A 12,985-nucleotide genomic window follows, 5' to 3' on the forward strand; every position below is an offset into this window, starting at 1 on the left:
AAACAGTCACCCCGCGCGGGCAGCATCCGCCAGCCGCTGCGCGCAAGAGTTGGCCAGTTGCGCATCCGACGCCTCCACCATCACGCGCAGCAACGGCTCGGTGCCACTGGCGCGGATGAGCACGCGGCCCGATGCGCCCAGCTCCTGCTCGACGGCCTGGGTTGTGTCAGCCAACAAGCGGTTGGACTTCCAGTCCTGCCCCGGAGCCAAACGGACATTGAGCAGCACTTGCGGGTACAGCGTGACAGCGCTGAGCAATTGCGCCAGCGTCTGCCCACTGCGCACGCAGGCTTGCAGCACCTGCAGGGCGCTCACCAGGCCGTCGCCTGTGGTGTGGCGGTCCAGGGCCAGCAAGTGGCCGGAGCCCTCGCCCCCCAGCACCCAATGGTTGCGCGCCAACTCTTCCAGCACATAGCGATCACCCACCTTGGCGCGCACGAACTTCACACCCCGTTCCCGCAAGGCCACCTCGATCGCCATATTGGTCATCAGGGTGCCCACCACGCCGGGCACATGCTCATCGCGCCCCATACGGTCTGAGGCCATCAGGTACAACAACTCATCGCCGTTGTACAAGCGCCCCGTGGCGTCCACGACCTGCAGGCGGTCCGCATCGCCATCCAGTGCAATACCGTAGTCCGCATGGTTGGCGCGGACAGCGAGCACCAGGGCGTCGGGGTGCGTGGCTCCCACTTCCTGGTTGATGTTCAAACCGTCGGGCGCACACCCGATCGACAGGACTTCTGCACCCAACTCATGGAATACCTTGGGGGCCACCTGGTAGGCAGCGCCATGGGCCGCGTCCACCACGATCTTCAACCCCTTGAGGGTCAAATCCTGCGGGAAAGTGCTTTTGCAGAATTCGATGTAGCGTCCCGCTGCATCATCCAGCCGCCGCGCCTTGCCCAAGCTGGCGGAATCAGCCCACACCGGCGACTCGCCCAGAGCCTCTTCCACGGCCAGCTCCCAGGCGTCCGACAGCTTGGTGCCTTGCGCGCTGAAGAACTTGATGCCGTTGTCGGGATAGGGGTTGTGGCTTGCGCTGATGACCACACCCAGACTGGCCCGCTGGGCGCGGGTCAGATAGGCCACGCCGGGCGTCGGCAACGGGCCCAGCAGCACCACATCCACCCCCGCAGAGTTAAAGCCGGACTCCAGCGCGCTCTCGAGCATGTAGCCCGAAATGCGGGTGTCCTTGCCAATCAGCACCGTCGGGCGCTCTTCCGTCTGGCGCAACACCCGGCCCACGGCATGGGCCAGGCGCAGTACGAAATCCGGCGTGATGGGCGCTTGCCCCACCGTGCCACGAATGCCATCGGTTCCAAAATACTTGCGCGTCATGTTGTAGCGTCTCCTCGTGTTGATCTCATTGTTGCCCTCATTACAGGCGGCGAGGCACTCCATCATGCCTTGCGAATTTCCGCCTTTTTTCGCACGGTCAGCCAGCCCGCTGCATGGCCGACCATACCGCCAGCGCCGCCACCGTCTCTTTCACATCGTGCACACGCACCACCGATGCGCCCCGCTCCACCGCCAGAACAGCGGCGGCCACGCTGGGCACCATGCGCTGCTCCACATCCCACCCCGTCACAGCACCCAAAGACGACTTGCGCGACCAGCCCGCCAGCAACGGGTAACCCGCAGCCAGCAAGGTGCCCTGCCGGGCCAGCAGGGCAAAGTTCTGCTCCACCGTCTTGCCAAAACCAATCCCAGGGTCCAGAACAATTCGATTCTTTTGAGCCCCTAGCGCAAGCAGATCAAGCGCCTGCAGCTCTAAAAATGATAGCACCTGTGACACAACATCACCCTCCATGGGAGCGAGTTGCATGGTCTGCGGGTCACGGTGCATATGCATCAGGCACACCCCACATTGCGGGTGTGCGGCCACCACGTCCAACGCGCCAGGCTGCCGCAAGGCCCAAATGTCGTTGATGATGTCCGCACCCAAATCAAGCACGGCCTGCATCACGGCGGGCTTGTAGGTGTCCACGGAAATCGGTGCGCCCAAAGCCACGGCTTCGCGCACCAGCGGGACGACACGGGCCAGTTCTTCATCCAGCGGCACGGCCGGACTGCCAGGCCGGGTGGACTCTCCCCCGATATCCAGGATATCGGCCCCCTCTTTGAGAAGCTGCTCACAGTGCCGCAGGGCCGCCACGGTGGAGCCATGGCGGCCACCATCTGAAAAGGAGTCAGGGGTGGCGTTGACGATGCCCATGACCTGGGGCCGTTCAAGGTCAATGGAGAAACGGGAGGTCTGCCAGATCATGGATTCATCAAAAGAAGCACGGATGTGCCATCGACGCAGCACCTAAGCCAAAGCAATCGCCATGAAAAACGGGGCACAAAGGCCCCGTTGAAACGGCTGGAGACGCAACAGGCCCCTCAGGCGGCCGTGGGCGCGGTGTCCGCTGCCACCGCTGGTGTGCCGCCGCTGGAGTTGTCGCCCCCCGAGGGCGGCGTGCGTGGCGTCCAATCCTTGGGAGGACGGGGCTCTTTGCCAGCCATGATGTCATCAAGCTGTTCGGCATCGATGGTTTCCCATTCGAGCAAGGCCTTGGCCATGGCGTGCATCTTGTCGCTGTTCTCTTCGATCAGGCGGCGGGCCAGATTGTACTGATCATCAATGATGCGGCGCACTTCCATGTCCACCTTTTCCATGGTCTGCTCGCTCATGGTGGTGGTCTTGGTCACCGAACGGCCCAGGAAGACTTCGCCTTCATTTTCCGCATAGACCATGGGGCCCAGGGCATCCGTCATGCCGTAGCGGGTGACCATGTCGCGCGCAATGTGTGTGGCGCGCTCGAAGTCGTTGCTGGCACCGGTGGTCATCTGGTTCATGAACACTTCTTCGGCGATGCGGCCGCCGAACAACATGCTGATCTGGTTGAGCATGTACTCGCGGTCGTAGCTGTAGCGGTCCTGCGCAGGCAGGCTCATCGTCACGCCCAGAGCACGGCCACGGGGAATGATGGTGACCTTGTGCACCGGATCGCACTTGGGCAGCAGCTTGCCGATCAGGGCGTGGCCGGACTCGTGGTAGGCCGTGTTGCGGCGCTCTTCCTCGGGCATGACCATGCTCTTGCGCTCGGGGCCCATGAGGATCTTGTCCTTGGCCTTTTCAAAGTCCTGCATCTCTACGGTGCGCGCGTTGCGGCGTGCCGCCATCAGCGCGGCCTCGTTGCACAGGTTGGCCAGGTCGGCACCGCTCATGCCAGGTGTGCCTCGGGCAATGATGCCGGGGTTCACGTCCTGCCCCACGGGGATCTTGCGCATGTGCACGTTCAGGATCTGCTCGCGGCCACGGATGTCGGGCAGCGTCACATAGACCTGGCGGTCAAAACGACCGGGGCGCAACAAGGCGGCGTCCAGGATGTCGGGGCGGTTGGTGGCAGCCACTACGATCACGCCCAGGTTGGTTTCGAAACCATCCATCTCAACCAGCATCTGGTTCAGGGTCTGTTCACGCTCGTCGTTACCACCACCCAGGCCCGCGCCACGCTGGCGACCCACTGCGTCGATTTCATCGATGAAGATGATGCAAGGGGCGTTCTTTTTGGCGTTCTCGAACATGTCACGCACGCGGGCAGCACCCACGCCGACAAACATTTCGACGAAGTCGGAGCCCGAAATGCTGAAAAACGGTACCTTGGCTTCGCCAGCGATGGACTTGGCCAGCAAGGTTTTACCGGTGCCTGGAGGGCCAACCAGCAGCAAGCCACGCGGAATACGACCGCCAAGCTTCTGGAATTTCTGAGGGTCTTTCAGGAAGTCCACGACTTCCTTGACTTCTTCCTTGGCCTCGTCGCAACCCGCCACGTCGGCAAAAGTAACCTGGTTGGTGTTCTCGTCGAGCATGCGCGCCTTGCTCTTGCCGAAGCTGAAGGCACCGCCCTTGCCGCCACCCTGCATTTGGCGCATGAAATACACCCACACGCCGATCAGCAGCAGCATGGGACCCCAGCTGACCAGCAGGGTCATGAGCAGGGAGCCTTCCTCGCGGGGCTTCACGTCGAATTTGACGTTGTGGTTCAGAAGGTCGCCCACCAAACCGCGGTCCAGCACAGACGCGTTCGTGCGAATCTTGCGGTCGTCGGTCGTGATGGCAACAATTTCACCACCGCTCAGGCCTTCGGGAATGGTGGCGCTCTTGATACGGTTGTTCCGGACTTCGTCGAGAAATTCGGAATAGCCAACATGCCCAGAGCTGGCGCCACTGCGGGTGTCAAACTGCTTGAACACCGTGAACAGCACCATGGCAATGACCAGCCATACGGCAATTTTTGAAAACCACTGATTGTTCAAGCGGGGCTCCAGTTGCAGAGAACAGAAAACGGACACACTGCCGTCACGGCGTATGTTTGGCCCATTTTAGGTCTTTCAAGCCGACGGGCCATCCTTATTCCCACTCACAGCCATGGAATCAGCACGGGCTTTGCCGCCGTATTTCACGAAATATTGACCTGAAGTGCGGCTGCTCAGGCTGATTTCTTGAGCCCCATGCCCACCAAAAAGGTCTCAGACGACTTGTCGCGCGAAGCCTTGGGTTTGAGCGGTTTGACCACCTTGAAGGTCTGCTTGAACAAGGTCACCAGATCGCCGTAACCGCTGCCGTGAAACAGCTTGACCACCAGCGCCCCGTCCGGTTTCAAATGGTTGCAAGCAAAATCCACCGCCAACTCCACCAAATGGGCAATGCGGGCCGCGTCTGCAGACTCGATACCCGATAGGTTGGGAGCCATGTCGGACACCACCACATCCACCACCCGGCCTTCGAGCGCCTGCTCCAGGCGCTCCAGCACATCGGGTTCGCGAAAATCGCCGTTGAGGTAGGTAACGCCCTCGATGGGCTCCATGGGAAGGATGTCCAGCGCGATGATGGCACCGTTGAGCTGCCCCGCTGCTGCGCCAGAAGGCGACATGCGGCGGCGCAGATACTGGCTCCAGGCGCCCGGCGTAGACCCCAAATCGACCACGGTGTAGCCGGGCTTGATCAGCCCGAGTTGCTCGTCGATTTCTTTCAACTTGTAGGCGGCACGGGCGCGATAGCCCTCTTTGTGTGCCAATTTGACATAGGTGTCATTGACGTGGTCATTGAGCCACGCCTTATTGACCTTCTTGCTTTGGGTTTTGACTTTCATTACTTTTTTCTTCCTGCCTCGATAATACGGCCCATGCCCCAAATTCAACTGACTCCCGCAGAGCGCCGGGAACAACGCGCCAATGCCCACCACCTGGACCCCGTGGTCCTGATCGGCGGCGATGGACTCACGCCTGCCGTCCAAAAGGAGATCGATGCCGCCTTGAACGCCCACGGGCTGATCAAGGTGCGCGTTTTCAATGACGACCGCACAGCCCGCGAGCTGATGTACCAGCAACTCACAGCCGATCTCAACGCGGCCCCTATCCAGCACATCGGCAAGCTGCTGGTGCTGTGGCGCCCCCAGCCGGCCAAGGAGCGCGTGATCGACGAAGACCGTATGCCCGGCCCCCGTGACGTCAAGGTGCTCAAGTACAGCAAGCGCGGCGGCCAACGCCCCGAAATCAAGCAACTCCGCGTGCTGGGCAACCAGCGCCTCACCTCCGGCGGCCAGATCAAGCGCGCCAAGCCCAAACAAAAATCCATCAAGAAGCGCCAGGCCGACTGATGAGTCCTGCGGCAGCATCTGCGGTCCCGGATGGCATGGCGCCCACCCGCTACATCCTTTGCATGAAATGGGGCACAAAATACGGCCCCGAGTATGTCAACCGGCTGTATGCGATGGTTCGGCGGCACCTCACCGGCGACTTCCGCTTTGTCTGCCTGACGGATGACGGCACCGGCATCCGCAGCGAAGTGCAATGCCTGCCCATCCCCCCGCTGGATTTGCCCCCCGGCATTCCCGAGCGGGGTTGGACCAAGCTGGCCACCTTCAGCCAAGACCTGCATGGCCTCAAGGGCACGGCTCTGTTCCTTGATGTGGACGTGGTCATCACCGGCAGCCTGGATGAGTTCTTCACCCAGCCCGGCGATTTTCTGATCATCCACGACTACAAGCGCCCCTGGCGCATCACCGGCAATTCGTCGGTGTACCGGTTCGAGTTGGGCGCACATCCTGACGTGCTGGAGTACTTTCGCGGGCATTTTGCTGAAATTCGCACGCAGTTCCGCAACGAGCAGGCCTATCTGTCCGACTTTCTGCACCGGCAAGGCAAACTGCAATACTGGCCCGAGGCTTGGTGCCCCAGCTTCAAATACCACGGCATTCCTCCCTGGCCCACCAACTACTGGCAAGCGCCCTTTGTGCCGCCAGGCGCGCGCATCGTGATTTTTCATGGGGAATGCAACCCACCGGATGCACTGGCAGGGCGGCGCAACCGGCGCTTTCGCTACATCCGGCCCGCCACCTGGGTGGCAGAGCACTGGCACGAATAGGCGCACAAAAAGCAATCGGCAGCCCGCCTGGCCCCCTGCCCCGTCAGGCGCTGCCCGAGGAGCTCTCTACAGGGATGGAAGCCGCGTCGTGGCGCAGGGTCTGCCAGAACACGGCCAAAGCGCAGCACCATTGCAGTGCATACATCACTGTCCCCACGCTATGCCACAGGCGCAGGTCTTGCCGGGCCACGATGCGGGGCGCCACGCCAAACTGGTTGAGCAGCGCCAACAACATGCCACCCAGTATAAAAACCATAGCAGCCTGCGCCCATGGATACTGCGCTACGGCATGTTTTGGCCTGGATATCAAAAGCAGCACCAGGCAACAGGCCACGGCCACCCAGGTTTGGGCGGCAAACAACTTGGCGGCCATGTTGCCTGCGATCGTGGGAGACGGCAGGTTGGCAAACAGCAGAGGCACCACCAGAAAGCCGATCGTGGTCAAGCTGACCCACCAGAGGGCGGCGACCAGAGCGGGAAGACGGTGACGCATGCCTTGCACGGTGGCGCTCACAGGTAGCTGACGGCCACCACTTCGTAACGGCGGATGCCACCGGGCGCCTGTACTTCGGCTGTGTCGCCCTCTTCCTTGCCGATCAGCGCCCGCGCAATGGGGCTGGAGATGTTGATCAGGCCTTGTTTCAAGTCCGCTTCGTCTTCACCCACGATCTGGTATTTCACGGTATCGCCGGAATCCTCGTCCTCCAGTTCGACCGTGGCACCAAAGACCACTTTGCCGCCGCCATCCACACCACTGGGGTCAATGACTTGCGCCACTGAGAGCTTGCCCTCGATCTCCTGGATACGGCCTTCGATAAAGCCCTGGCGGTCCTTGGCCGCGTCGTAGTCGGCGTTTTCGCTGAGGTCGCCCTGCGCGCGGGCCTCGGCAATGGCAGTGATCACCGCAGGCCGTTCCACGGTCTTGAGGCGATGCAGCTCCTCCTTGAGCTTTTCTGCGCCGCGCTTGGTAATTGGGATGGTGGCCATGTTTTCAGTCTCCATAGGTCAACAAGGCCGGTGCCCGCCCTGAGGGGGCAGCACCGGTCGGTCAGCCCGCATGCAAACAATGCCATGCGATTGGCGACCCAATAAAAGGAAACCGCCGCACGTTGCCGCGCGGCGGTGTTGTTCAAGAGTGAATTATGCCGCTTTTAGCGGGGATTCAAGCCGCCAGTTGGGCATGCAGCTCCTGCACTGAATACACATCAAGGTTGTCGAGGTGCTTCATGCCCTCCACTGCAGCTTCGGCGCCGAAGATGGTGGTGAAGGTGGTCACACGGGCCAGCAGCGACGAGGTGCGGATCGCCCGCGAATCGGCGATCGCGTTGCGGCGCTCTTCCACCGTGTTGATGACCATCACGATCTCGTCGTTCTTGATCATGTCCACGATGTGCGGGCGGCCTTCGGTGACCTTGTTGACCACCTGCACGGGCACGCCCGCTGCCTCGATGGCCGCAGCAGTGCCCTTGGTGGCCACCAGCTCGAAGCCCAGCGCCACCAGTTGGCGGGCAATGTCCACCGCGCGCGGCTTGTCGCCGTTCTTCACGGTGAGGAAGACCTTACCGGCGGTCGGCAGTTTGGTGCCCGCGCCGAGCTGGCTCTTCACGAAGGCTTCGCCAAAAGTCTTGCCCACGCCCATGACTTCGCCGGTGGATTTCATCTCGGGGCCGAGGATGGTGTCCACACCAGGGAACTTCACGAACGGGAACACGGCTTCCTTCACACTGAAGTACGGCGGCGTGACTTCTTTGGTGATGCCTTGCGAGGCCAGGGTCTGGCCCGCCATGCAGCGGGCTGCCACCTTGGCCAATTGGATGCCGGTGGCCTTGCTCACGAAGGGCACCGTGCGCGAGGCGCGCGGGTTCACTTCGAGCACGTAGATCACGTCCTTGCCATCCATCTCCTGGATGGCGAACTGCACGTTCATCAGGCCCACCACGTTCAGGCCTTCGGCCATCGCGGCGGTCTGGCGCTTGATCTCGTCGATGGTGGGCTGCGACAGGTAGTACGGGGGCAGCGAACAGGCGGAGTCGCCGCTGTGCACGCCTGCCTGCTCGATGTGCTCCATCACGCCGCCGATGAAGGTGACGCCTGCCGAGTCACGCACGCAGTCCACGTCGCACTCGATGGCATTGCTCAGGAAGCGATCCAGCAGCACGGGCGAGTCGTTGCTCACCTTGACGGCTTCGCGCATGTAGCGCTCCAGGTCGCGCTGCTCGTGCACGATTTCCATTGCGCGGCCACCCAGCACATAGCTGGGGCGCACCACCAGGGGGTAGCCCAGGGCAGCGGCCTTTTCCAGGGCTTCGGGCTCGGTGCGCGCCGTGGCGTTGGGCGGCTGGCGCAGGTTGAGGTCACCCAGCAGTTTCTGGAAACGCTCGCGGTCTTCGGCGGCATCGATCATGTCGGGGGAGGTGCCAATGATCGGCACGCCTTCGGCTTCCAGGCCCAGGGCCAGCTTCAAGGGCGTTTGGCCGCCGTACTGGACGATCACGCCGACCGGCTTTTCCTTGTCCACGATCTCCAGCACGTCTTCCAGCGTCACGGGCTCGAAGTACAGGCGGTCGGAGGTGTCGTAGTCGGTGGAGACGGTCTCGGGGTTGCAGTTGACCATGATGGTCTCGTAGCCATCCTCGCGCATCGCCAGCGCCGCGTGCACGCAGCAGTAGTCGAACTCGATGCCCTGGCCGATGCGGTTGGGGCCACCGCCGAGCACCATGATCTTCTTGTTGTTCGTGGGCTCTGCCTCGCACTCCGCAACGCCGCCGTGCGTGGCGACTTCGTAGGTGGAATACAGGTAAGCCGTGTTGGTGGCGAACTCGGCGGCACAGGTGTCCACGCGCTTGTACACAGGGCGCACCTTGAGCGCGCGGCGTGCTTCGCGCACGGCCTTCTCGGTGGTCTTGAGCAGCTTGGCCAGGCGGCGGTCGGAGAAGCCCTTTTGCTTGAGCGTGAGCAGTGTGCCAGCATCCAGCGCCGCCAGGGCGCCCTCGCCCTTTTCGGCCACCAGTTTGTCGATGTCCAGCTCGATCTTCACGATCTGCTCGATTTGCACCAGGAACCACTTGTCGATCTTGGTGAGGTCGAACACTTCATCGACCGACAGGCCCATGGCGAAGGCATCGCCCACGTACCAGATGCGCTCGGGGCCAGGCTCGCCCAGCTCCTTTTCAAGCACTTCGCGGTCCTGGGTTTTCTCGTTCATGCCGTCCACGCCCACTTCCAGGCCGCGCAGGGCTTTCTGGAAGGATTCCTGGAAGGTGCGGCCCATGGCCATGACTTCGCCCACCGACTTCATCTGCGTGGTGAGGCGGCTGTCGGCCGTGGGGAATTTTTCGAACGCGAAACGCGGGATCTTGGTGACCACGTAGTCAATCGAGGGCTCGAACGATGCGGGCGTGGCGCCGCCCGTGATTTCGTTCTTGAGCTCATCGAGCGTGTAGCCCACGGCCAGCTTGGCCGCGACCTTGGCGATGGGGAAGCCCGTGGCCTTGGAGGCCAGCGCTGACGAACGCGACACGCGCGGGTTCATCTCGATCACGACCATACGGCCGTCCTTTGGGTTGATCGAGAACTGCACGTTGGAGCCACCCGTGTCCACGCCGATTTCGCGCAGCACGGCCAGGGACGCATTGCGCAGGACCTGGTATTCCTTGTCCGTCAGCGTCTGCGCGGGGGCCACGGTGATCGAGTCACCCGTGTGCACGCCCATGGGGTCGAGGTTTTCGATGGAGCAGATGATGATGCAGTTGTCCGCCTTGTCGCGGACCACTTCCATCTCGTACTCTTTCCAGCCCAGCAGCGATTCTTCGATCAGCAGCTCGTTGGTGGGCGAGGCTTCGAGGCCGCGCTTGCAGATGGTCTCGAACTCTTCGGGGTTGTAGGCGATACCACCGCCCGTGCCGCCCAGCGTGAAGCTGGGGCGGATCACGGTGGGGAAGCCCACGCTCTTTTGCACGGCCCAGGCCTCGTCCATGCTGTGGGCAATGCCGGAGCGCGCGGAGCCCAGACCGATCTTGGTCATGGCGTCCTTGAACTTCAGGCGGTCTTCGGCCTTGTCGATGGCCTCGGGTGTGGCGCCGATCAGCTCGACCTTGTACTTTTCGAGCACGCCGTGGTGCCACAGATCCAGCGCGCAGTTCAGCGCGGTCTGGCCGCCCATGGTGGGCAGGATGGCGTCGGGGCGCTCCTTGGCGATGATCTTCTCGACCGTCTGCCAGGTGATGGGCTCGATGTAGGTGACGTCGGCGGTGGCCGGGTCGGTCATGATCGTCGCAGGGTTGCTGTTGATCAGAATGACCTTGTAGCCCTCCTCGCGCAGGGCCTTGCAGGCTTGCACGCCGGAGTAGTCGAACTCGCAGGCCTGGCCGATGATGATCGGGCCAGCGCCGATGATGAGGATCGATTTGAGGTCTGTGCGCTTTGGCATTATTTTTTCTCCATCAGCGCGGTGAAGCGGTCAAACAGGTAGGCGATGTCGTGCGGGCCGGGCGACGCCTCGGGGTGGCCCTGGAAGCAGAACGCGGGCTTGTCGGTGCGCGTGAGGCCCTGCAGCGTGCCGTCGAACAGGCTGATGTGCGTGGCGCGCAGCGTGGCAGGCAGCGTGGCCATGTCCACGGCAAAGCCGTGGTTCTGGCTGGTGATGCTCACACGGCCGTTGTCCAGGTCCTTCACGGGGTGGTTGGCGCCGTGGTGGCTGTTGTCCATCTTGAAGGTCTTGGCACCGCTGGCCAGGGCCATGATTTGGTGGCCCAGGCAGATGCCGAAGGTGGGCACGCCCGCGTCGATGATCTGGCGCGTCGCTTCGATGGCGTAGTCGCAGGGCTCTGGGTCGCCAGGGCCATTGGAGAGGAACACACCATCAGGCTTCATCGCCAACACGTCGGCCGCTGGTGTCTTGGCGGGCACCACGGTGAGCTTGCAGCCGCGCTCGGCCAGCATGCGCAGGATGTTCTTCTTCACGCCGTAGTCATAGGCCACCACATGGAAACGCGGCGCGGCCAGCTTGCCGTAGCCTTCGCCGAGCTTCCATTCGGTCTGGTCCCAGGCATAGGCGGCGGGCGTGGTGACGACCTGAGCGAGGTCCAGGCCCTTCATGCTGGGCGCGGCCTTGGCGGCAGCCAGGGCTTCATCGATGCGCGCTGGCGTCACGGCCTCACCGGCCGCCAGCCCCAGGATGGCGCCGTTCTGGGCCCCCTTGTCGCGCAACAGGCGGGTCAGCTTGCGGGTGTCGATGTTGGCGATGGCCACGGTCTTTTCGCGCACAAGGTACTGCGAAAGCGTTTCCGTGGATCGGAAGTTGCTGGCCAGAAGGGGCAGGTCTTTGATGATCAGGCCTGCGGCATGGACCTTGTCGGCTTCGATGTCCTCGGTGTTCACCCCGTAGTTGCCAATGTGCGGATACGTGAGCGTCACGATCTGCTGGCAGTAGCTGGGGTCGGTGAGGATTTCCTGGTAGCCGGTGATGGCGGTGTTGAACACCACTTCGCCGACCGTGGTGCCGGTGGCACCAATCGAATTGCCGATAAAGACCGTGCCGTCTGCGAGCGCCAGGATGGCGGGCGGGAAGTTTCCCTTGAGAGACAAAAGCACTGGGTTCTCCGGATGGTTACGGTCGCCCGGCGCCTGCAGGCCACTCGCACACAAAAGTGCGGTCGTGCCAGTGGCTGCTCTCAGATGGGTTGTTGCTTTGGGTGCGGTCGGGCGACGCTGTTGCGAGAAAAGCTCCCGATTATACCCTCGCCCTTCACCCCGCCGGCATTGCGGGCCATTGTGTTCAGAGCGGGCTCAACGGGCCGCGCCGCTCGTGTGCAAACAGATCGCCGCAGCCGCTGCCACGTTCAGCGACTCCTCCCCACCCGGCTGGGCGACGCGGATGCGCAAGGCCGCCTGGGCCTCCAAGGCGGGCGATACGCCCTGCCCTTCATGCCCCAAAACCCAGGCGCAAGGCCAGGGCAAGGCGGCGCGGTGCAGGTAGTCGCCCGCGTGCGAGCTGGTCACCAAAAGGGGCACTTGCAGCGACTCAACATCAGAAAGCCCCACGCCCTCGATCAGATCCAGCGCGAAATGCGCCCCCATACCAGCCCGCAGGACCTTGGGTGACCACAGCGCGGCGCTGCCCTTGACGGCCACCACCTGCCGAAACCCGAACGCCGAGGCGCTGCGCAGGATGGAGCCCACGTTGCCCGCATCCTGCACCCGGTCGAGCACCACGGTTGCCGCGTCAGGCTGCAAGGCGGCAGGCGCAGGCAGGTCGAGGATGAAACCCATGCGCGCCGGGGATTCCAGCCCGCTGATGTCGGCAAACAGTGCATCGGCAAGCACTATTGTTTTGATAGCTGCTTGCGCATATTCCACTTGCGCCAGGGGCCAAAAAGACTCTGAAAATACGGCCACCGTCGCCCGCAGCCCCCGGGCCAGCGCGGCGCGGCACAGGTGGTCGCCCTCCAGCCACACACGGCCCTGCTTGCGGTAGGCCGTGGTGTCCTGGGCCAAGCGCCGCAAATCCTTGACGAAGGCGTTGTCGCGGGAGTGGATGGCGATGACGGACGAAGAGGTCATGAAAAGTCT

General features: G+C 62.8%; 11 protein-coding genes. 2 read left to right on the plus strand and 9 right to left on the minus strand.

The genetic code is table 11. The features are described 5' to 3' along the window. Window positions 1–6 precede the first annotated feature (6 nt). From glmM to Q0105_RS10105, 4 genes are all read right to left on the minus strand, one after another. A complete protein-coding gene (glmM, locus tag Q0105_RS10090; protein ID WP_298211334.1) occupies window positions 7–1,341 on the minus strand; it encodes a phosphoglucosamine mutase in 1,335 nt (444 codons plus the stop codon). Window positions 1,342–1,438: 97 nt separating this feature from the next. Continuing rightward, window positions 1,439–2,269 (minus strand): dihydropteroate synthase, encoded by an 831-nt coding sequence (gene folP / locus Q0105_RS10095; RefSeq protein ID WP_298211336.1) that lies wholly within the window; start codon window positions 2,267–2,269, stop codon window positions 1,439–1,441. A 116-nt stretch (window positions 2,270–2,385) separates the two neighbouring features. Beyond that, on the minus strand, window positions 2,386–4,305 hold the full coding sequence (gene ftsH, locus Q0105_RS10100) for an ATP-dependent zinc metalloprotease FtsH (protein WP_298211338.1): 1,920 nt from the start codon (window positions 4,303–4,305) through the stop codon (window positions 2,386–2,388). Window positions 4,306–4,478: 173 nt separating this feature from the next. Next, entirely contained in the window at window positions 4,479–5,141 is a 663-nt protein-coding gene (locus Q0105_RS10105) for an RlmE family RNA methyltransferase (RefSeq protein ID WP_298211340.1), read from the minus strand. A 33-nt stretch (window positions 5,142–5,174) separates the two neighbouring features. Between Q0105_RS10105 and Q0105_RS10110 the strand changes: the two genes are divergently transcribed. Both Q0105_RS10110 and Q0105_RS10115 read left to right on the plus strand, forming a co-directional pair. Then, entirely contained in the window at window positions 5,175–5,648 is a 474-nt protein-coding gene (locus Q0105_RS10110; RefSeq protein WP_298211342.1) for a YhbY family RNA-binding protein, read from the plus strand. Then, window positions 5,648–6,415: a glycosyltransferase gene (locus Q0105_RS10115; protein WP_298211344.1), complete on the plus strand. Its 768-nt coding sequence runs from the start codon at window positions 5,648–5,650 to the stop codon at window positions 6,413–6,415. Before Q0105_RS10110 ends, Q0105_RS10115 begins: the two co-directional genes overlap by 1 nt. 43 nt (window positions 6,416–6,458) lie before the next feature. Here Q0105_RS10115 and Q0105_RS10120 read toward each other — a convergent pair whose 3' ends face one another. The 5 genes from Q0105_RS10120 to Q0105_RS10140 form a co-directional block, all read right to left on the minus strand. Beyond that, the gene (locus Q0105_RS10120) at window positions 6,459–6,908 is read right to left on the minus strand and encodes a DUF4149 domain-containing protein (protein ID WP_298211345.1); all 450 of its coding nucleotides are present in this window, start codon (window positions 6,906–6,908) and stop codon (window positions 6,459–6,461) included. A 17-nt stretch (window positions 6,909–6,925) separates the two neighbouring features. Next, window positions 6,926–7,402: a transcription elongation factor GreA gene (greA, locus tag Q0105_RS10125; protein ID WP_094287859.1), complete on the minus strand. Its 477-nt coding sequence runs from the start codon at window positions 7,400–7,402 to the stop codon at window positions 6,926–6,928. A 175-nt stretch (window positions 7,403–7,577) separates the two neighbouring features. Then, entirely contained in the window at window positions 7,578–10,844 is a 3,267-nt protein-coding gene (gene carB / locus Q0105_RS10130; protein ID WP_298211349.1) for a carbamoyl-phosphate synthase large subunit, read from the minus strand. Then, entirely contained in the window at window positions 10,844–12,007 is a 1,164-nt protein-coding gene (gene carA / locus Q0105_RS10135) for a glutamine-hydrolyzing carbamoyl-phosphate synthase small subunit (protein ID WP_298211351.1), read from the minus strand. The genes carB and carA overlap by 1 nt, the downstream gene beginning before the upstream one ends. Window positions 12,008–12,202: 195 nt before the next feature. Continuing rightward, entirely contained in the window at window positions 12,203–12,976 is a 774-nt protein-coding gene (locus Q0105_RS10140) for an RNA methyltransferase (RefSeq protein ID WP_298211353.1), read from the minus strand. Between the last annotated feature and the right edge of the window lie 9 nt (window positions 12,977–12,985).

It is taken from the genome of Acidovorax sp. (assembly GCF_027492855.1).
In the GTDB taxonomy this organism is placed as follows: Bacteria; Pseudomonadota; Gammaproteobacteria; order Burkholderiales; family Burkholderiaceae_C; genus Acidovorax.